Origin of the sequence: Streptomyces sp. SID5469 (genome assembly GCF_009862865.1) — a bacterium.
Lineage (GTDB): Bacteria > Actinomycetota > Actinomycetes > Streptomycetales > Streptomycetaceae > Streptomyces > Streptomyces avermitilis.
The window spans coordinates 17,829-37,230 of the sequence record NZ_WWIN01000001.1; the positions used below are offsets into that span (position 1 = coordinate 17,829).

The window sequence follows — 19,402 nt, forward strand, 5'->3', positions numbered from 1 at the left end:
TGCGGTCCGACAACAACAAACGTGCCTACCGAACCGCCCGCCCTGAGATAAAAGGTCTTCGGGCTCATGATGAAGAGGCAATCGAATTGCTGGCGATTCCGCAGGAGCCGCAGAAGGACGTCGCGCAGCCGTCCCAGCACATCGGTCCGCCGCCCGAGGAAGGCGAGGACGAATCACGGTTGCTGCTCCGTTTCGCAGCCCCGCGTGATCCGGTGATGGTCGCGGACTGGGTGTCCTTCAACGTGATCGACACCGAGAAGCAGGACTGGGCCCGCGGCTGGGCGGCACTCAAGAAGTTCACCGAACGTGAGCAGCACGCCAGAGTCCCCTATGGGTACAAAGAGGGTGCTTACCCTCTCGGGCAATGGGTCGCAGAACAGCGACGCGCATACGGGGCGGGGCAGATGACCGGCCAACGCGCCCGGCGGCTGGAGCAATTGGGCATGGTCTGGTCACCGGCCGATGAGCGATTCCAGGAGAACCTGGAAGCGGCCCGCGCGTACTTGGAGGAGCACTGGACGCTGTGCGCGCCCCGCTCCGCGACCATGCTGGACCGGCCGGTGGGGCAGTGGCTGTCCAACCTCCGCCGACCCGGCGCCCTGGAAGGACACCCCGAGTGGAAGACGGCGCTGGAGGCCGTGGACGAGGATTGGAACCCGTCGTGGCCGGCGGAGTGGCAGCGGCACTACGCCGCGCTGCGCGATCTGGTGGCCGACGAAGAGGGCCAGGCCGACGTCCTGCCGGGCTTCACGGTCCACGGCATGGACATCGGGAAGTGGCTGGCCCGGCAGCGGAAGCCCGAGGTCTGGCAGGCCCTGACGGACGGGCAGCGCGAGCGCCTGGAGCAGCTCGGCATCGTGCCGCTGGCCCTGGAGCCGGAGGAGCCCGCGAAGCCGTCCGCGACGCCCGTGGGGGCCTTCGAGCGGGGCGTGGCGGCCCTGGCGCAGTACAAGGCCCGGGAAGGCTCTGTGACGGTGCCCAGGGCCCATGTAGAGCGGCTGGAGGACGGCACCGAGGTTCGGCTTGGGGTATTCCTGACCCTCGAGCTGGTGCCTCTCCCAGCGCCAGTGGGACCGCCTGCGCCCTGTACCTGACGGCCGTCAGTGCCTACCACTGATCCGGCGATCATCGCCCCTGCCAATTCCCGGTCCCGTAGTCACCTCCCCGCCGCCTCGGCTGTCGAGAACGTTTCGACCTGCCTACGTCGTTGCGGGCCGTTTCCGAGTGATTCTGGTGCCGCTGTCAGGCGAACTGTTCAGCGACAGTCGAAAGTTCAGCTGCGCTTCAAAAGGTCAAGTGCGCAGGCATCTGTTCTGTAGCGCCGCATGGCGGAAATCGTTCGATCGGGCGTGCTGTGGCGAGTGGTTGCACGAACGCTCGGACGGATGTTGCCGCGGGTGCGGCCGATCGGTGGACTTCGCGGACCGCGGCAGTGCGGCGTGCTGTCCACACCGCCGCGCATCAACGCCCACACACGTTGTGTCGGGCAACCAGGACGACTCGTTTTCCTCAACGCGATGCATCACACCGTACTGCGGGTGACGACGGTGGAGCCGCGTGACGCATCGCGGTCGGACGCCGAGGTGAGGCCCTTGCCCGATCCCGCCGTCACCGCCGATGACCTCCCAAAACACCACAGCCGCGCCCTGCGCACCAAATTTTTTGCCTATCAGGAAAGTTCAATCACGAACTAATCACGTTCCGTACCTTCGCGGCAACCATGCAGGTCCTTCACCGGTCACCCACGCGCAAACACAGCAGAAACCCGTGGGGAGCACCATGAGCCAGCAGCAGTACCCCCAGCCCCAGCAGCCCGGCCGCAACGGCCTGGCCACCACCGCACTCGTCCTCGGCATCATCGCCGTCGTAGTCAGCTTCATCCCTGTCCTCAACGTCGTCGTCTGGCCGCTCGCGATCCTTGGCATCGTCTTCGGCGCCATCGGCCTCTCCAAGGCGGGCAAGGTCCGCAAGGGCAAGGGCGCCGGCATCACCGGCCTCGTCACGTCGGCCGTAGCGATCATCATGTTCTTTGCCATGAACGCCCTGTTCTTCTCCGCCGTGGACAAGGCCAGTGAGGAGCTCGACAAGTCGTACGACTCCACCACCGTCGGCGACGGCAAGTCCAAGACCGGCGGCGCCAAGGAGTCCAAGGTCATGAAGGACTTCAAGGTCACTAAGTGCGACGTGGTCACCGGCGACTTCGGCATCAAGGAGATGGCCATCCACGTCGACTACGCCAACAACGGCGACCGCCGATACTCGTACTTCGTAGAGGGCGAGGTCCTGGCCGACGGCAAGAAGGTCGACGACTTCATGTCAACCGCCGAGAACCTCGCCCCGGGCCAGAAGTTCACTGACAAGAACGCTGGTGCGCTGGTGAACGCGGACGAGATCAAGGACGCCAAGAAGCTCGAGTGCAAGACCATCAACGCGTCCCGAACTGACTTCTGATCGCTGACGTCGCATGACGCCGACCACCATCTGCAGGCCTCGCCGCGCACCCCGCAGCGGCGGGGCTCGCTGCATCATGGAGACCATGGAGTCGCAGCGGCACGGGCGCCGGCCGGACTGAAGCGGGGCGGAGACATGAGCGCAGGCCCGGCCGAGGGCCGGGCCGCGCGCGGGGAGCGGAGCGAGTCTCAATGACGGAGTCAAGCCGCTTGCGTGGCAGGCGGGGATAGACACGCAGACAGAAACAGATCAGGCAGGTGCTGAATCCAGTGCCTGCCTGATCTGCTGTTTCGGCTGTCGGGTGGCGGGATTTGAACCCACGACCTCTTCGTCGGTTACGAACGCCCCAAGTAGCCGCACCGTCGGGTGTCTGCGCACTGAACAAATCAGTGCGCAGATCCTCGATTCCAGCTGCGCAGAGAAGAGTTCAGTGCCCAGGTCAAAGCCTTGGGCGCTGAACTGTTTCCTCTCGTCCGACACCTGAGCGGCCGCCACCTCGCGCGGCAGCTCGCCGGAGCGGCGGACCTGGAGGCGGTGGGCCCGCGATGATCCGCCCGCGCTTAGCCCCGTGTCCGGCGCACCGACGGGGCCGTGACAGGCGCGACCATCATCACGGTGGCGCCCGGCCCGGGGATGCCGCTACGTGCCGTGCCGTACGGGCGTACCCGCGAGGCGGTGCTGACGGTCACGGCGACTTCCGGCCTGCTGGTAGCTGAACGAACCAGTGGGCGAGGTGTCGACGCTGCCGCGCTCGCCGCTCTGGCTGCGGACCCCGTGAGGCGGACCGGTGAGGGGGAATGCCGCACCAGATGCTGCGACTTGATGCCCGAGCCGACCGCTGCCGGGGAAGCGGCGTTGAAGCAGCCTTCATGCCCTGTTGGGCTGTGCCACCAGCGGTTCATCCCCGTGCCGCTGCCACCGCCCGCACGGCGTGCGCCCTGACGAGCCCGCCGTGCGGGCGGCCCCGCGAGACAACTCGACTTCCCTTGCAGAGGCAGGCAGGCGATGGCCCACGCGCAGGTCCGTGACGTCCCCCACACCACAAAGGCGCCGGCCCGCGCACCACAGCCGTTCCCCCTGCCCGCACCGGCCGACGACCCGGAGCTACCGCGCACCCCGCCGACCTTCCGGGACGTGCTGCGCCACCGATATTGCGGCCGCCTGCTGATCGCCTCGGTGACCGGACGCTTGTCACTGGGCATGGCGCCCGTCGCCCTGATCCTGGCGGCGCAGGCGGACGGCCACTCCCTGGCGAGCGCCAGCCTGCTGGCCGGTCCGGGTCATGCTGCCCGCCGATCCCCTGCTCGGCACCGATCAGCAGGAAGTCGTGGCGCGGCTGTGGAAGCGGCAGCAAACCGAGACGGGATGGGCCTACCTCGTGGGGCTGCCGTCCTACCGAGATCGCGAGGACGGCGATGTGGAGGCGGCGGCGTACCGGGTATGGGTGCGCGCTCCCGACCACGTCCGGCCGGTCGACGGCGTCGACTACGACCAGGTCGTCACCGAGAAGCTGGAACGGTCACCGCAGTCGGCGGTCCGTGAGGTCCTCGGGGAGCGCCGGCCTTCGGGGTGGGTGCTTGCGAAGCTGCGCGACGGCCGCGGCCCGGCCCGCTCCGTCCTGCACGCACCGGACTGCGAGGAAGCACCGGCGGGGGCGCCGCTGCTCGATATGGACCGCGCACTGGACTCGGCAGAACACCCGGGCACCCGGCTGTGCACGCTGTGCGGAGCCGCGCAGGAGCTGACACCTCTGCTGCGCGGCTTCGACCACATCACCGACTCCGCCCCCGACGACTCCTGACCCTGGCCGCCGCACCGTCGGCGGCCCTGGCGCGGCGGCCCCGCCCGGCGCGCAACACCAGCGAACGCGCCCCGATCCCCTCGCCCGCAGCCCGGGACCTGACCCACCACCCACCTTCCTTGTTCTTCCTGCTGTGGGGCGTGGTCCGGGGGCGTAGAGGGGATGTCAGAGGCCCGACCACGCCCGTACGGTGGGGGTGACCTGCACGGATGCGGCGGCGCCCGTGAGGCTCGCGCAAGAGAAGTCGCAAGAGATGCCGCAGGAGAAGACGCAAGAGTTGGCGCAGGAGATTTTGCCGCGCGACAGACCGGAGCGCGGTTCGAACAGCAGTACCTTTGCCTGGCGGCTTCGTACGACTTCCCCCAGGACCTGACCGACGCTCAGGACGAACTCCGTCAGGTCCGCGCTGATCTGCAGACGGTCTACCGGCGGGTGCCGTGGTCGGCCGAACCGCTGGACGCGTGGGAGACGCACGAGAACGCCTGGCGGCCCTCATCCCGCCCTGCCTCCCCCGGCTGGGGCCCTCAGGACGCGGCGGAGATCGCCCGGCTACGGGCGCGGGAAGTCGAACTCGCCACGGCGAACGTCACGCACGCGTACTGGAGCGAGTTCGCTCCGGCCCACGTCCTCGCGGCCCGTAACGCGCTCAAGCGCCACCAGGAGCAGCAGATGGCCGACGCCTCCAGCTAGCCGCCGACCACTTCCCCGGCCGCCGCACCGTCGGCGGGCCTTGGCGCGCCCGCCCCGCCCGGCGCGCAACCCGGCGAGGGCGCCCCGATCCCCGGCTGCGTCCGCGCCGCCCATCCCGCCCTCCCACCCCTCAACTCCAGCCAGGGCATGGGCGAAGGGGGTCGCAACGGGGATGTCAGCGGCCCGACCACGCCATACGTCTGCGGTGACCTGGGCGGACCCGAGGACGCGGTGAAGGCCTGCGCAACCTCTACCGCAACACCTAGCGCAATCCGGGGCCCTACGCGGTCGGGTGAAGACGCCAGGATCGGAGAACTTCTGCGGGTCGCGGCGCGTAGTGCCAAGGCATGAGGGAGATCACTGACGCGCACGTGGCAGAGCCGGACCTGGCTGTGGTGGAGGTCGCGGCCGCCGATGATGAAACCGCGCTCGCGGTCCAAGAGCTGCTCGCCGCGCGGTGCGCGATTGCACCGGCGGACCGTACGACCCGGGAGCCTGGTGAGCCCGGTGTACGGCTGCGCTGCTCCCTGGACCTGCGCCAAGAACCCGACTCGTAGGACTGCGGACGAGCGACCGCGTCCGCTGACCAGCCGTGGTCCGGGTCATGGTCGGGGCTGGCGGCGGCCTGGTCAATCCCGTGGTCGGTCTGCTACCGGTGGGAGTGGTCGTCCACAGTGGGGCGATGAGTGAACTCCGCCCCTAGGACGAGGTGTCCTCAGGCGCTGCGTGATCGGCGTGCTGCCGTCCTCTTCGTGGCCTTCTTCGCCGTCGTCTTCTTGGCCGACTGCTGCTTCGCGGTCTTCTTCTTCGGCAGCTCGTGGACGCCGGCGTCCACGCCGCGGGAGGCCTAGGTCGTGTCCGATGGGTCGAGTGACGCTCCCGTTGGGAACTCGTTCCGTGGGACATGGGGCGGGGAGATCTTTCGGATGAGGAGTGGGCTCGCCTGGAGCCGCACTTGCCGGCGAATCGCGGGCGGGGAGGACGCTGGAAATGCCACCGCCGGGTGATCAACGGGATTCTGTTCCGGCAGCGGACCGGCCTCCCCTGGCGGGATCTGCCTCCCTGCTTCGGTAGCTGGAAGACGGTCCACGACCGTCATCGACGCTGGTCGGCGGACGGAACGTGGGAGAGAATCCTGCGGGCCGTCCAGGCCGACGCCGATGCCGAGGGCCGGATCGACTGGAGCATGGTCAGTGTCAATTCCACGACCTGCCGCGCTCATCAGCACGCGGCTGGCGCCTCCACCCGCGCCCCGAAGATCCCGGGTCGACGCAGGAGCCCCGCGCGCCACCGTCCCGATGAGGCCCTGGGACGCTCGCGAGGCGGGCTCACAAGCAAGATCCACCTCGCCGGGGAAGGCGGGCGCCGCCCGCTCGGGTTCCTCATCACGCCCGGCCAGTGGGGGGATGCACCGCAGATGATTCCCGTCCTGGAAGAGATCCGCGTGCCCCGGCAGGCTGGTGGACGACCGCGCACTCGGCCCGACCATGTTGGAGGCGATAAGGCGTACTCGTCACGCCGCAACCGGCGTCACCTGCGCAGACGTCAGATCAAGCACACGATCCCCGAGCCAAGAGACCAGCGGGCCAACCGTCGGCGCCGCGGCAGCGGAGGCGGTCGGCCCACAGGGTTCGACAAGGCGATCTACCGCCGCCGCAACGAAGTCGAGCGGACCATCAACCGGCTCAAGAACTTCCGAGCCATCGCCACGCGTTTCGACAAACGGGCGTACGTCTTCCACGGAACGGTCACCGTGGCGGCGATCCGCCTATGGCTGCGTCCGGAGTGAAGTGCCCCGTTCAGAGATCCTCGGCACCCGGGTAGTGCTGGCGAAGTTCGCTGAGTACGCGCTTGTCGACAGCCCTGACATCCCACGAGGAGCTGTCGAACTCGGTCAGGACGAGCACCAGCTCGTCCCCGGCGAACCCACGTGCTTCGGCGTCGATCAACTGGAGGAAGGGGGTCGTCAACGACAACAGCGTCAACGTGTCCATGCCGGCGTCGGCGGACCGTCTCTCCATCTCGACACAGCGAGGATCGACGATCTCGTCGAACTCAATGCGCCACGTCAGGTCCAGGCCGAAGCTGCCGAGCCGAACCAGCACCTCAGCCAGGGTCACGTAGTGCTCTCCGTGCCAGGCAGGAAACGTGATTCCCCTCATCCCCACCTCTGCTACGGCTGTATCGCGTGACATGCGGCCCCCTTCGTTCAACGAACATTAGGCCACGGCTCTGATCAGCTCATACGACCCATCGGACAGGCCCTAGCCGTCGCCACGGGCCTGGTTCTCGAACCGGTTGAGCCCAGGGGTGTCGAAGGCCCTGGGCTGGTGGACGGTGCGGGCCAGATCGAGCAGAGAGTGAATGTGCCGGGTCCGGCCCCATCCTGCAGAAATCACCGGCCGTCAGCACCTTTGAGGGCGTTCACGGCGTCATCTCTGGACAGCTCAAGCAGTGATTCCTCGGAGTAATCCTGAATGTCGCTGACGTAGGGCGGGATGCCTGAGCGGCGTGTACAGAAGGTGACATTAGCCGTGAGGGTGTCGTCCGACAGGCCGCCCTCCGAGAGGGAAACGTACCCCAGGAGTGGGTGCTCGCTTTCCGCAGGGGCAGCCTGCAAGGCCAGGCAGGCGTAAGCGATGGAGCGTCGCAAAAGCCGATTCTGCCTTTCGGGCCCTGAAGCGGGGAGGTCGTAGTCCATCATGCCGCGCCCGTTCACCGTGGCTTCGAAGTGAACAATATCCTCGAATTCTCCAGCGGTGGATCCGTGGTACCCCGCCTGCAACGCGGAGAGCAGGTAGGCGCCATTCCCGTCCACGGTCCAGCCTTCCTCCGCGATCGCACGATACGCGGCAGGAACGTCGTCCGGAAGAACCGATGGCAGCTCGGCACCGGCAAGGCTGAGCATTATCTCGTTCATTCTCATCGCTAATCCTCTCCCAGAACCCTGAGCCCCTTGCGGATACCCGCTTCGAAACCAGGAATCTTGCCGACTTCCCGTTCAACCGAACGCGGCAATCCGTCGAACTTCCCTTCGTCGAAATTGTACTGATACTTCGCGGTGGGGTTGCTCTGGTCCTGGAAATGCAGCTGCCCGGCCCGCTGCCCTGGATTCGGATTCTCAACGTCGATCCGGTACGGCCCGTGATTCCACATGGTCTTGCTTGTCACCTGGGTCCCATTGGCTCCGATCATGCCGCTCGGCGGACGTTCCTTGATCCCGTACAACTCGCGCATCTCGTTGATCCCCCGCTCCACCGCGTCGGGGTGGTAGGGATCGTTCTTGAAAGCGGGCTGGGAGGTGTATCCCTCCGGCGGCTCGCACTTCAGCCCGAGCGGGTCGGCCCACATATGGGGATTGGGCACGTAGGCGGCCGGGTTGGGCGCGGGGCCGAGTCCGAGGGGGTCGGGGGTGACGTAGCGGGCGGTCTCGGGGTCGTAGTGACGGAAGTAGTTGTAGTGCAGGCCGGTTTCGGGGTCGTAGTACTGGCCGGGGAAACGCAGCGGCGTGTATGCCGTGCTGTTCTTCGCCCAGGTGGTGCTGCCCCACAGGGTGGCACGGGTGCGCCAGACAATCTCTCCCCGCTCGTCGAGGAGTTCGCTCGGGGTACCGACGAGGTCGGTGACGATGGCGAAGAAGCGGGAGTCGATCTCCTGCTGGGGTGCGTCGGCCGCGACGATACGTTCGGTCTGCGTGACCGGCCGTAGGCCCTGGTGGTCCCAGGTGAGGGTGACCTGGTGGGGCAGGTCGGGAGATGTGGTGGTCTGCTCGCACAGAACCGTGCCGTCCCAGGTGAAGTCGACTCGCTCGACGAGGGTTTCGCCGTCTTCGGCGAGGCGGAGTTTGGCGGTGCGCCGGCCCAGCGGGTCGTAGGTGTAGCGCCAGCGGGTGCCGTCCGGGGTGGTCACGGAGGTCAGGCGGTCTTCGGCGTCCCAGGTGTAGCGCCAGGTGTCGGGTTTGCGGGACAGTCGGGTCTTCTGGCGCAGGATGATGCGGCCGAGGCCGTCGTGTTCGTAGCGGACCTGGCCAGCGCGCGTGAGACTGGTACCCGTGTATGTGCGATTGCCGATCGCTTCCTGGCCGGGATGACCCGCCGGCCAGGAGGCCGACGTCTGGTTGCCCACCGCGTCGTAGGCGTAGGTCTCGGTCCAGTTCACCGCATGGACGGCCGTCACCCGGCCGGCCAGGTCCAGATCGAAGCGGCGCTTGCCCGAGAGTTGGTCCTCGATGCCGATCAGGTGGCCGTCGGCGCGGTAGGTGTACTGGCGGTGCTGCGTCCTGCGACCGGCCGGACCCAGCACGGACTGGGATGTCAGGCGGCCGAGGGCGTCGAAGGAGTGTTCCAGGGTGATGTGGCCGAAGCGGCGGCCAAGCTCGCGGCCTGCCTCGTCGTAGACGAAGTCGATGCTCCGACCGGAGCCGGTCATGCTGGTGCGGCGCCCGGCCACGTCGTAGGACCAGATGGTCGTGGCGCTGCTGGGGGTGGTGCGGCGGGTACGGCGACCGAGCTCGTCGTAGTCGTAGGTCAGTGCCCGGCCGTTGACCGCTTCCGAAATCATACGGCCGTGGCGGTCGCGCAGGATGGTGAGCGCGGTGCCGTCCGGACCGGTGGCCTGCGCCAGCTGGTCGGTGAAGTCGTAGGCGTACGTCGTGGCCTGTCCGGCGGCGTCCTTGCGCACGATCTGGCCCAGTTCGTTGCGCTCGAAGGCGATCATCTGGCCGAGGGCGTTGGTGCGCGAGGCGAGGCGGCCTGCGAAGTCGTACTCGTAGGTGAGGGTTCGGTTGTCGAAGTCCGTCTCCGCGACCAGCCGCCCGGCCGCGTCATAGGCGTAGTTCCAGGTAAGGCCGTGGGGGTTGGTGACCTGGGACAGGCGTAGCTCGGTGTCGTGCTCGAACTCGTAGCGCACCCCGTCCGGGCCGGTGCGGGCGGTGGGCAGGTCGAAGTGCGTGTACTCGAACAGACTCACGCCCCCGACCGGGTCGGTGTGGCTGGTGCAGTTGCCCTCACCGTCGTATGTCCACGACTCACTCGTGCCGTCGGGAGCTGTGCGCCGAGACAGGTGGCCCTCCACTGTCCACTCCAGCCGTGTGGTGGCGCCGGTTGGATCAGTGATCGCAGTGGTGCGGCCGAAGGCGTCGCGCTCGTATCGCGTCACCGCGCCCAGGGGGTCGGTGACTGTCAACGGCAGTCCGGCCCGGTCGCAGACGATGCCGGTGGTGTGACCGAGCGGATCAGTCATCGACGTGAGACGACCACCCTCGTCGTAGCCGAAGCGGGTGGTCTGACCGGACGGGTCGGTGACCGAGGTGAGGTTGCCGCGTTCGTCGAAGGTCTGCCGGGTGATCGTGCCATCCGGATTGACCAGTTTCACCGGCAGGCCGAGGGCGTTGTACTCGGCCCGTGCCTCGCGGCCGTCCGGGCGGGTCGCTGCAACGAGGTTGCCTGCGTCGTCGTAGCGGAACGAGGTCGTATGCCCGAGGGGGTCGGTCTGGGACAGCAGCCGGTTGTAGCGGTCGCGCTGGTAGCGGGTGACCGCGCCGAGTGCGTCCGTCTCAGCGATCACCTGACAGCGTCGGTTGATCAGGTAGTGGGTGGTTTGACCGTATGAGTCCGTGACGGTCGTCGTGTGTGCGCCGGTGCCGGGGTCAACTGCCCCGTAGGCGAAGGTTGAGCGCAGGTGGCCCGCGGCGCCCGACTGGTGGGTGCAGCGGTCTTCGTCGTCGTAGGCGTAGCTGAAGTGGCTGTCGTTGGTGTCGGTCCAGGAGGTGATGCGGCCGAGTTCGTCGCACACGTACTGAAGGGGGCGGCCGGAGGAGTTGACGACCTCGGTGAGGTGGCCGTCGGTGTAGCCGTAGCGAATCAGATCCTGGTCCCCGCCGTCCACGGCCGCGCTGGCCAGGTGCAGCGCGGTGACACGCCCGGCCTCCGTGGATATGCGCAGGCGGTAGCCGCCGCTGTGGGTGAGATACCGGGGTGCGCCGTCGGCGTCGTACTCGAACGTGATCCAGTTGCCGTTGCGGTCGTCGAGCTGCTCCAGCACCGCCAGAGTGTCGGAGCGGTCGACGAAGTGCCGTATGTGGCCCGACTTCTGGTCTGTCAGCGTGTAGCCGCCGTCCGTGCGGTCGAGTGACCAGCGCGGACCGTGGCTGGGCAGGGTGGGCACGCCGGGGGCCGGGTGTGGGTAGGCGAGCACCAGGCCGTCCTCGCCGACGAGGACAACACCCGCCGTGTCGACCTCCAGGCGCTGGTCGAGCGTTGAGGACCACGTCGGGCCGAACCAGCCGCCCAGCCGGTACGACGACTCGAACTGGCGCTTGACGACCAGAGGCAGCTGCCCCGGAAGCGAGACGTCGATCTGTGGCAGTACCATCCGGCCGGTCGCGACATCGACGGGGTCCTTCTCGCAGATCTTTGCGCCCCGCTGCCGCGACGCGTCCTCGGCCGCGTCCTCCACCGCGTTCCGCGCGGTCTTGCGCAGCCCCTGCTCCGCAACCCCCTCCATGCCCTCCTTCAGCGCGAGCCGCATCCCGCCGCGGGCCAGTCCCGCGCCCTTGGTGCCGATGAGTTCCGGGATGAGGCGGCCGACGAACTCCGAGGGGTCCTTCTTGAAGCCGTCCACGGCGGCCTGGACGACCCGTTCGGGGTGTGCGGCGGTGGAGACCAGGCCGGAGAGCGTCATGCTGACGTTCTGCAGGTAGACGGCCGGGTGGGTGAGGTTGTAGGGGTCGGTGGGGTTCAGGCCGGGGGCGAAGTCACCAGGCCGGCCGTGCCCTTGAGGGCGCCGCCCACCACGTGGGTGAGTTCGGTGTTGGCCGCCTGGAAGCCGTCTTTGAGGTCGTTGCCGATGCGGTCCAGGGGCGGGGGCTCCGCGGGCGCGTGCGCCAGGGCGGCCTTGATTTTGCCCTGTGCTTCGGAGGCGGCGGTGTTGCGCTGCTTGCGGGCCTCGGCGAGTTTCTGGGCGGCGGCCTTGATGTCGGCCTTGCCGGGGTCGTGGAACGGCTCGGGTTTCGGGCCCGGGTCCTCGTTCGCCTTGATCTTGGCGTTGTAGGCGTCGACCTTCTTGTTGTAGGCGTCGACCGCGTCCTGGGACGCCTTGACACCCTTCTTGTAGAGCTCGACGGCCTCCTTCGCCTGCCCTTGCGCCCACTTGAGGGTGTCCGCGTACAACTCCAGCGCCCCCGCCGCCGTGTTGCACGCCTCGGCCGCCTGTGCCCACTTGGTGGGGTGGACGCCGAACTTCTCCCGGAAGGCCTCACCGCCCTCACCCTGCCAGCCGGAGGAGTCGACCTTCCGCAGCCCCGAACTCACCTTGTCGAAGGCGCCGTGGAAGTCCTTCAGGTGCTTGGCACTCTCGCGGATCTTGTCCGGATGGCCGTAGACGAGTTCGTCGGGCTCCTCGGTCTGGCCGAGCTGCTGCTCACCCGGGGTGGCCCCAGGTCGGAGGCGATTTCGTCGCCCCAGTCCTCCACACTGTCGGCCCAGTCGTGCGCACCGACCTTGTCCAGGCCCTCGCCCACCTTGTCCGTGGCCCAGTCGACGCCCTCGCCGAGCTTCTTCTTGCCCGCGTCGTAGAGGTTCTCCGCGCCACCCAGAAGCGAGTTGGTGACATCGCCGAGTCCCATCAGCCCTCACCGCCCTGCTGCTCGGCCGCCTTGGCGCGAGCCTCGGGAGAGGGCCCGAAGGTGTCGTCCAGGTACTGGTTGTACTCGTCGTCGGACACTCCGAACGCGCCGTGCAGTTCCTCCGGGTTCACGCCCGGCACCGGACCGATCGTGTGCGAGGTCATCACGTCCCGGCCCGCGTCCTTCCAGGCCTGCCCGCTGTTGGCCATCGCCTGATCGAAGGACTCCTTGCTGTAGTCCACGTTGCCGCCGTACACCCCGGACGTGGCGATGTCGCCCCAGCCCATCTTCTCAACGTTCTCCTCTGAGGCGTACGGATTGCCGATGGCCGCGTTGGTGACGACCTTGAAGGTGCCCTCGATGTACTTGTCGGTTTCGTAGTATGTGCCCGCCGACAGGCCCGTCTTCAGCGCGAAGCCGTTGCCCTCGTTGATCAGCGACCGCACGCCCCACTCCCAGCGCTCGCAGAACGACGTGAACTCACCCGTAAGGCCCTCGTGGCCGAGCTCAAGCCCGGACAGGGCGATGTCGCCGAAGCCGCGCCCGGCTCCGGCCTCGCCGACCATGCCCAGCTCCTTCAACTCGCCCAGCGCCTCGGTCAGACCCTTGGCGATCAGCGCCAGCCCCTCGGTCTTCAGGTCCTTGCCGTCACCGCTCATGCCCCGCCCCCGCGTCCCTGTCGGCGTCGATGTCGAGTGCTGCCTCGTCCGGCACGATGCCGCGCACCGGCGGGAAGACCATGCCCTCTTCGCCGTCCGCGCAGTCCAGCGCCACCCCCCAGGGCACCCCTGCCGCGGGCACCGCCACATCCAGCAGTCGCGCGCCGAGGATCGTCTGGTACGTCCACTCACGCGCCGCCTCACCGCGTGCCACCGCGTAACGGGCCAACGCCTGCTCGTCCGAGAAGGCCAGGATGAAACGGATGCCACCCAAGTCCGCAGTCAACAAGCCGCGTTCCTCGTCCGGTCCGGGACCGTCGCCAAGCGGGACCAGGACGGGGGTACGGCGGAAGTCGCCGAGCAGCGCCGCGAACTCCCGCCTGCGTGCCACTATTTCGGGTACCTCGCGTGCAGCTTCGCGCAGAGGCTCCCGAGAGGGCGGATGTTCTCCCTGCTGTGAATCCGGCTCCCGCTGCTCACGCGACGACGTCACCGGCTCAGGAGCGGCCGACGCGTCAGTCATATCCGCGTAGTCCGCAAGTCGCGACCGTGGAACCCTCTGCGGCCCGTCGACCGCACCCCCGTGCTCAGACATACAGCACATCATCACAACTGCACACGGCACGCCGCAAACGCCAGCCGGAGCAACCGTCGCTTTCATGTCACCGTGCAAGCAAGTGACGGACGGTCATGCGGACGAACGACATCACGCTGAGCCAGCCAACCGTTCCGTGCGACATCGTCCTGCCGGCACCTCCAGGATCGGCTGCGTCATGCCGTACGTCCCGGTGATGGTGTACGCAAAGAGCGGGGGCTACCGGGAACTCGCCAGCACATCGAGTACGCGCAGAACACCAAGCACCTGCCGAGCAAGTACGACACCAGGAAGGTCGCTGACCGCACCCCGCACGATGGCACCCCTCGCCCCGATCTCTCCCCTGCCGTCGTCCCCCACCACAGGTACGGGACGACGGGCTGAGAACGGTGACGGCCAGAGGCCGTAGCCGGCCCGTGCAGCTGCTTCAGGTGTTCGCTTCGCCGTCTGGACCTGTAGCACGAAAGGAAGCCCAGGCATCCAATTGCCCCGAATAGCCTGCTCGACGGTTCCGAGCCGCCGGAGTTCCTGCTCAGCTCCATCGCGGGTCACGGTTCGCGGCGGCTGGGCCTGGACGCCATCCAGGCTCGGACAGTGTCGGAGTACCAGTACGGCTTGCCGCCTTCCACGTGGTCCGGCGCCGGCAAAAGCCCGTGCTTGCGATACCAGCGCACCTTATCGGGCCGCACGTTGATGTACGCGGCGATCTCCTTGTACGACCACAGCGCCCGGTCGATCGTCTTCGTCGGCTCCTCCGCAGTACCGGAGCCAGGGATGAGCGTCATCGTGCGCGCGTGGTCCTGTTGTGTTGCGATGGCGTCGACGAGCTCGGCATGGGTGGTGGCGAGGATCTGGTCCAGGCGGTCGTCGGCCTCGGTCCGCTCGTGCTTGTCGAGCGGGAACTCACGCATTGTTGTCTCCCTTCATGAGGCCGAGCGTGGTCTTCAGGCGCGCACGTGCACGGCAGATGTTCGTGTTGACGGCGCCGGGGGCCATGTTGAGCGCTTCGGCGATCTCCGCGGTGTCGGAGTCGCTCATCACGAATGCCATCACGGTGCGCTGGGTCGGGGGGAGCTGCTGGATCGCATCAATGATTGCGTTCGTCTGCTCGGACAGCTCCACGCAAGTCACCGGGTCGATCCCGCCCGGCAGGTCGGGGAGTTCGTCCGTCGGGATCTCGCGGGTGCGCTCGTTTTGCCGTAAATAGGCGCGGATTGCGGACTTGCGCATGTAGGCGCGAGGATACTCCAGGGTCTTCCACCGGTCGGGGAGCAGCTGGGACAGTACTTCGTGTGCGAGGTCGTCGGCCTCCCACACACGTGCCCCGGCGTAGATCAGGAAGGCGATCAGACGCTTCTTCTCGGTGCGATAGAAGACGGAGAAGTCGTCGCGCCTCACCAACTCGGTCGACGGGACTGGCCGGGTTTCAGGGAGCGGCTCCCTCCGTCCGGCTTGGGCCGGGGTTTCGCTCATCACGCCGCCTTACTGGGCGGGAGCTTGATCGTGACCCGCCGGCCGTCGCGCAGAACCTCAGTGACCTCGCTGCCGGGCGGCAGCGAGCTGATGGTCTCCATCAGAGTCGCACGTTCCAACTCAGCGCGATGGATCTCCAACTCGACGCGGCGCCTGTGCGACCACGCGCTCAGCCAGACGTATCCGAGCCGGACCGCCGAAGTCGCCACGCCACAGCCCGCGGTGAACGTCACCGGGTCCATGGTGCCTCCCATTTCTGTCTCGGCGGCGCATCCCGAGCCCCGCATCACCTCCTTAAGTCACGAACCCCCTCCTGCATTACATGCCAATGTGGATGTTTCGGCACCGCGTCAAAAGGCGCAGAGCATGGCCGGTCCCTTCCTCTCTACGCAGACGCCACCCGATGAGGTGATCGCGAACCTCGCCGAAATGTCAGCCGAGGCAACCCCGCACCCGCTATAGCAGTCGGCATGAGAATGGCCTGGCCTTTCGTCACCCATGTCAGCAACAGGTGAGCACCATCCGCCAGTGCCAACTACCAGGTCACTGAGGCTGCGCCACTGACATTCAGATGACGATGCCCAGCTGACACTTCCCCGCAGACTGTCACCAACATCGTGCAAGCTCTCCGCGAGCACCACCCCACCACCGGCCAGACCCCGCCCTCAAACTCCGGCACTACCACATGACCACCCCCCAGCCCGAGGCCCGCACGCCGCTTCTTACGTAGCGGCCCAATCAACCTGCACGCCACCCAGGCAACCTGCACGACCCCCAGGCCAGAAGCCCGCAGCCCCCACCACCAGACCACCAACCGGCCCCGAGCAACACGAAACGAACCGCTACAACTGAGAAACCACCAGCCCAGAACACCCGCACTACGCAGAAAGAGGACCCGCGACATAAAGAGGGCGCATACCCCCTTGGGGCATGGGTGGCAGAACAGCGACGGGCCTACGGGGCAGGGCAGATGAGCGGCCTGCGCGCCCGCCGGCTGGAGAAGCTCGGCATGGTGTGGAGCGTCGCTGACGAACGCTTCCAGGAGAACCTGGAGGCCGCGAAGGCGTACTACGAGGATCACTGGACCCTCTGTGCTCCGAGGTCGGCAACGGCCCTGGACAGGCCGGTGGGGCAGTGGTTGAGCAACCTGCGGCGCGCGGGTGCGCTGGACGGCCACCCGGAGTGGAAGGCCGCGCTGGAGGCCGTAGACCCGTACTGGAACCCGGACTGGCCGGTGGACTGGCAGCGGCACTACGCCGCGCTGCGGGAGCTGGTGCGCGATGAGGGCCAGGCCGACGTCCTGCCCGGCGTGACCGTGCACGGGATGGGCGTCGGACGGTTTGTCGCGAAGAACCGTCAGCACGCCGTCTGGCAGGGCCTGATGGACGGGCAGCGCGAGCTCCTGGAGGCCATCGGCATCGAGAAGGGCAACCTGACGGCCCTGCCGGAACTGGCCCGGGAGTACGCCGAGGACAACACCGGCGCCCGTATCGTGATCGTCGACCGCACCGGCCGACTGCTCACCGACTCCGCAGGCACCACCGCCACCGGGACCACGCTCGCCGGCGAGCCGGACATCGCCGCCGCCCTGCGCAACCAGACCACGGTCGCCACCCGCACCGGCACTGATGGTGGTGACGTTCTGGCGGCAACCATGCCGGGCTCCTCCGGCACCACGATCCGCGGCGGGCTGCGGGTGACCTACCCGATGACCATGGTCACCGACCGGGAACACCGCATCTGGGCCGCCCTCGCCCTGGCCGGCGCGTGCGTCCTGGCCGCCGTGGCGCTCGTGGCGTTCACCCTGGCCCGCTGGATCACGCGCCCCCTGCGCACCCTGGAACGCGCCACCACCCAACTCGCCGCCGGCCGTCTGGACAACCCGCCCGACGCCGGCAGCGGACCGCCCGAACTGCGCCGCCTGGCCGCCGCGTTCACCCACACCGCCACCCGCCTGCAGCACCTGCTCCAGGCCCAGCACAGCTTCGCCTCCGAAGCCTCCCACCAGCTCAAAACCCCGCTGACCTCGCTGCGGCTGCGCCTGGAGAACTTCGAGCCCTACCTCGACCCCCGCGCCCATCCCAGCCTGGAAGAGACCATCGCAGAGGTCGAACGCCTCAGCCGCATGGTCCACGGCCTGCTCGCCCTGGCCCGCCTGGAAAACACCGCCACCACCCCCGAACCCGTCGACGCGGACGCCGTCCTCGCCGAGCGGGCGGCCATGTGGGAGCCACTCGCCGCCGAGCAATACGTCACCATCACGGTCTTCGGCCCAGCGGTCGGCCGGGTGTGGGCGATTCCCGGCGCGCTGGAACAGATCATCGACAACCTCGTCGCCAACGCGCTGCGGGTCTCTCCGCCCGGCACGTCCATCACCCTGGCCCGCGCTCCCGGCGCCGATCTCCACGTCATCGACCAGGGCCCCGGCATGTCGGAGGCCGACCGGGAACGGGCCTTCGACCGCTTCTGGCGCGCCTCCGACTCCCATCACGACGGCACCGGCCTGGGCCTGCCCATCGTCCGCCACCTCGTGCACGCCTCCGGGGGCGAGATCACACTGCATGCAGCCACCGGCGGAGGTCTGGACGCCCGCGTCCGGCTACGCCCCGCCAGCCGGGAACGCCGCTTTCAGGCAACTGCCATAACAGGCGCGGCAGGCCGCGGACGATGAGCACGAATCGAGAGTGCTGTGCGGGTGGAATGTCCTTCCCCCTGGAGGCCTCAAGCCGATGAAACCGCGTCCGCTGTCCTCACTGACGACTCCTTCAACACGCTGACTTGCCAAGGAAGACGAACCTGTCCGGGTGCGGCCGGTCGTCGTTCGGGCTCCGATGCCGGCGACGTACAGCCCGCGGTAGGCGATGAACCCGTTGTCGGCCGCGTCCTCGCCGCTGGGGGTCCAGAGGCATTCGGCGAGACGGGCGTTTCCGTCGTCGGTCTCGCTGGTCTCGATCTCGTACAGGGCCGTCGTCATGCCGACACCTCGCGGGCGATAGCGGCCGCCAGGAGCACGGCGGCATCGGTCTCGTACGGGTCGTCGTAGCTCTCGTGGTCGCTGACGTCGAACGGCGCGGCCTTCGCGGTGACCGTGAACCCGGGGCCGACGGTGGCCGCGCTGCCCGCCAGCTCGGTGTTGAGGCGATCGGCGTCGCGGGAAGCGAGCCAGTCTGGTTGTAGGGACCGAGGCGGAGCAGCGTGTACCCGGTGTTGTCCGGTCGCCGGGCTTCAACATGCACGCCGTAGTTCGCCGGGGCCATGCCGACGACGGCCGGAAGGTCCAGGCCCGCCGCGGCGTGGGTGAGCGGCGCGTAGGCCGGATTCCACGCGCCGTGGATCGAGTCCGTCTCGCAGCGCAGCCAGCCCAGTTCCCGGTAGCGCTCGCCGTAGGGCGTGTACGAGCCGCCGGGGTGTTGCAGGGCGACGGCGATGATGTCGGGTCCGTGGTCGTCACTCGGGCGCGGGTGAGCGCGCTCAACGAACGGCCCACGCGGACGGCGAGGTCCTGGCAGTGGCCGGGGGTCCAGGGCTCCGGTCGCGCAGGGCGGCGAGCATCGCACGGAACTGATCGACGCGGCCTGGTCCTCGGGGGAGAGGGCGCCGGGCGCCTGGCCGCATCGGCGGCAGAGACGGCGCTTCATCGGGTGGCCTCCTGTGTGGGGCTGGGGTGGGCGGTTCCGCTGGCGGGCGTCTTGAGCACGCGCGGCAAGTGGACGTGAAGGTGCTCGACTTCGACCTCGCGGCCCCGGTCGCGGAGTGCGCGGGCAAGGATTTCGGTGAGGCCGCTTCACTTAACCGGATTAAGACCCTCCGAGCCGAATCATCGACGGGGCATGGCAGACGGCCGCAGGCGGCGATCTGCGCTTCCCGGAGGCACTGGGGAAGCGACCACTCGGGTCGGGCCTCATCGAACGCTGCCTCGCCGGCTTCGCCCGGCCGGTCCGGGCGAACAGAGTCTGGCCCATGGAAGATTCAACGGAGGCGAGTCGGGTCTGGCGGACACGGTGGGAATGACATTCCGCTCGGCCCGGACCAGGTCGCGGTGAGCATCCGCCATCGCCGCGCGGGGGCGTCGAGGAGACCGCCTTCGCGCCCGCCAGCCGGGAGAGGGT

At 68.1% G+C, this 19,402-nt stretch carries 17 protein-coding genes and 2 pseudogenes; 8 read left to right on the forward strand and 11 right to left on the reverse strand.

The genetic code is table 11. The features are described 5' to 3' along the window. Window positions 1-47: 47 nt before the first annotated feature. The 7 genes and pseudogenes from GTY58_RS00070 to GTY58_RS00105 form a co-directional block, all read left to right on the forward strand. Window positions 48-1,034 (forward strand): annotated as a pseudogene (locus GTY58_RS00070) (helicase associated domain-containing protein); the annotation flags it as partial. 291 nt (window positions 1,035-1,325) lie between these two features. Beyond that, the gene (locus tag GTY58_RS00075; protein ID WP_137951134.1) at window positions 1,326-1,694 is read left to right on the forward strand and encodes a hypothetical protein; all 369 of its coding nucleotides are present in this window, start codon (window positions 1,326-1,328) and stop codon (window positions 1,692-1,694) included. A gap of 85 nt (window positions 1,695-1,779) precedes the next feature. Beyond that, a complete protein-coding gene (locus GTY58_RS00080) occupies window positions 1,780-2,451 on the forward strand; it encodes a DUF4190 domain-containing protein (RefSeq protein ID WP_037651949.1) in 672 nt (223 codons plus the stop codon). 1,282 nt (window positions 2,452-3,733) lie between these two features. Then, the gene (locus tag GTY58_RS00090) at window positions 3,734-4,252 is read left to right on the forward strand and encodes a DUF6233 domain-containing protein (protein WP_010981451.1); all 519 of its coding nucleotides are present in this window, start codon (window positions 3,734-3,736) and stop codon (window positions 4,250-4,252) included. 432 nt (window positions 4,253-4,684) lie between these two features. After that, window positions 4,685-4,942, forward strand: a complete 258-nt coding sequence (locus tag GTY58_RS00095; RefSeq protein WP_237528684.1) for a hypothetical protein — start codon at window positions 4,685-4,687, stop codon at window positions 4,940-4,942. A 347-nt stretch (window positions 4,943-5,289) separates the two neighbouring features. Continuing rightward, a complete protein-coding gene (locus tag GTY58_RS00100; RefSeq protein ID WP_037651950.1) occupies window positions 5,290-5,499 on the forward strand; it encodes a DUF6207 family protein in 210 nt (69 codons plus the stop codon). Window positions 5,500-5,846: 347 nt separating this feature from the next. Further along, window positions 5,847-6,731, forward strand: coding sequence for an IS5 family transposase (locus tag GTY58_RS00105; protein ID WP_010981454.1), 885 nt, complete (start codon window positions 5,847-5,849; stop codon window positions 6,729-6,731). A gap of 10 nt (window positions 6,732-6,741) precedes the next feature. On the opposite strand, the gene GTY58_RS00110 is transcribed toward GTY58_RS00105, so the two are convergent. The 11 genes and pseudogenes from GTY58_RS00110 to GTY58_RS00145 all read right to left on the reverse strand — a co-directional run bounded on the left by GTY58_RS00110 (window position 6,742) and on the right by GTY58_RS00145 (window position 15,535). Next, window positions 6,742-7,062: a hypothetical protein gene (locus GTY58_RS00110; protein WP_242432213.1), complete on the reverse strand. Its 321-nt coding sequence runs from the start codon at window positions 7,060-7,062 to the stop codon at window positions 6,742-6,744. A 144-nt stretch (window positions 7,063-7,206) separates the two neighbouring features. Beyond that, complete coding sequence (locus GTY58_RS41185; protein ID WP_255253770.1) at window positions 7,207-7,341, reverse strand: hypothetical protein; 135 nt, start codon at window positions 7,339-7,341, stop codon at window positions 7,207-7,209. Then, the gene (locus GTY58_RS00115) at window positions 7,338-7,862 is read right to left on the reverse strand and encodes a hypothetical protein (RefSeq protein ID WP_010981456.1); all 525 of its coding nucleotides are present in this window, start codon (window positions 7,860-7,862) and stop codon (window positions 7,338-7,340) included. The genes GTY58_RS41185 and GTY58_RS00115 overlap by 4 nt, the downstream gene beginning before the upstream one ends. Window positions 7,863-7,870: 8 nt before the next feature. Next, window positions 7,871-11,623, reverse strand: a complete 3,753-nt coding sequence (locus tag GTY58_RS00120; RefSeq protein WP_010981457.1) for an RHS repeat-associated core domain-containing protein — start codon at window positions 11,621-11,623, stop codon at window positions 7,871-7,873. 56 nt (window positions 11,624-11,679) lie between these two features. Next, entirely contained in the window at window positions 11,680-12,477 is a 798-nt protein-coding gene (locus GTY58_RS41450; protein ID WP_338059011.1) for a putative T7SS-secreted protein, read from the reverse strand. After that, window positions 12,435-12,566: pseudogene (locus GTY58_RS41455) on the reverse strand (hypothetical protein); the annotation flags it as partial. The gene GTY58_RS41450 and the pseudogene GTY58_RS41455, both read right to left, overlap by 43 nt. Then, a complete protein-coding gene (locus tag GTY58_RS00125) occupies window positions 12,566-13,225 on the reverse strand; it encodes a hypothetical protein (protein WP_037651954.1) in 660 nt (219 codons plus the stop codon). The pseudogene GTY58_RS41455 and the gene GTY58_RS00125, both read right to left, overlap by 1 nt. Then, complete coding sequence (locus GTY58_RS00130; protein WP_078234669.1) at window positions 13,215-13,820, reverse strand: hypothetical protein; 606 nt, start codon at window positions 13,818-13,820, stop codon at window positions 13,215-13,217. Before GTY58_RS00130 ends, GTY58_RS00125 begins: the two co-directional genes overlap by 11 nt. A 548-nt stretch (window positions 13,821-14,368) precedes the next feature. Further along, a complete protein-coding gene (locus tag GTY58_RS00135; RefSeq protein ID WP_042494098.1) occupies window positions 14,369-14,605 on the reverse strand; it encodes a MarR family transcriptional regulator in 237 nt (78 codons plus the stop codon). A 118-nt stretch (window positions 14,606-14,723) separates the two neighbouring features. Further along, window positions 14,724-15,293: a sigma-70 family RNA polymerase sigma factor gene (locus GTY58_RS00140; protein WP_078234668.1), complete on the reverse strand. Its 570-nt coding sequence runs from the start codon at window positions 15,291-15,293 to the stop codon at window positions 14,724-14,726. Further along, on the reverse strand, window positions 15,293-15,535 hold the full coding sequence (locus GTY58_RS00145) for a hypothetical protein (RefSeq protein WP_137951135.1): 243 nt from the start codon (window positions 15,533-15,535) through the stop codon (window positions 15,293-15,295). The genes GTY58_RS00140 and GTY58_RS00145 overlap by 1 nt, the downstream gene beginning before the upstream one ends. 521 nt (window positions 15,536-16,056) lie before the next feature. Between GTY58_RS00145 and GTY58_RS00150 the strand changes: the two genes are divergently transcribed. After that, on the forward strand, window positions 16,057-17,964 hold the full coding sequence (locus tag GTY58_RS00150) for a Helicase associated domain protein (protein WP_255253774.1): 1,908 nt from the start codon (window positions 16,057-16,059) through the stop codon (window positions 17,962-17,964). Window positions 17,965-19,402 lie beyond the last annotated feature (1,438 nt).

Excerpts from the sequence above, each read along its gene's own strand:
- GTY58_RS00075 (WP_137951134.1), top strand. The coding sequence starts at position 1,326 with ATGGCGGAAATCGTTCGATCGGGCGTGCTGTGGCGAGTGGTTGCACGA.
- GTY58_RS00080 (WP_037651949.1), top strand. The coding sequence starts at position 1,780 with ATGAGCCAGCAGCAGTACCCCCAGCCCCAGCAGCCCGGCCGCAACGGC.
- GTY58_RS00090 (WP_010981451.1), top strand. The coding sequence starts at position 3,734 with ATGCTGCCCGCCGATCCCCTGCTCGGCACCGATCAGCAGGAAGTCGTG.
- GTY58_RS00100 (WP_037651950.1), top strand. The coding sequence starts at position 5,290 with ATGAGGGAGATCACTGACGCGCACGTGGCAGAGCCGGACCTGGCTGTG.
- GTY58_RS00105 (WP_010981454.1), top strand. The coding sequence starts at position 5,847 with ATGGGGCGGGGAGATCTTTCGGATGAGGAGTGGGCTCGCCTGGAGCCG.
- GTY58_RS00115 (WP_010981456.1), bottom strand. The coding sequence starts at position 7,862 with ATGAACGAGATAATGCTCAGCCTTGCCGGTGCCGAGCTGCCATCGGTT.
- GTY58_RS00120 (WP_010981457.1), bottom strand. The coding sequence starts at position 11,623 with ATGACGCTCTCCGGCCTGGTCTCCACCGCCGCACACCCCGAACGGGTC.
- GTY58_RS00125 (WP_037651954.1), bottom strand. The coding sequence starts at position 13,225 with ATGAGCGGTGACGGCAAGGACCTGAAGACCGAGGGGCTGGCGCTGATC.
- GTY58_RS00130 (WP_078234669.1), bottom strand. The coding sequence starts at position 13,820 with ATGTCTGAGCACGGGGGTGCGGTCGACGGGCCGCAGAGGGTTCCACGG.
- GTY58_RS00135 (WP_042494098.1), bottom strand. The coding sequence starts at position 14,605 with ATGACGCTCATCCCTGGCTCCGGTACTGCGGAGGAGCCGACGAAGACG.
- GTY58_RS00140 (WP_078234668.1), bottom strand. The coding sequence starts at position 15,293 with ATGAGCGAAACCCCGGCCCAAGCCGGACGGAGGGAGCCGCTCCCTGAA.
- GTY58_RS00145 (WP_137951135.1), bottom strand. The coding sequence starts at position 15,535 with ATGGACCCGGTGACGTTCACCGCGGGCTGTGGCGTGGCGACTTCGGCG.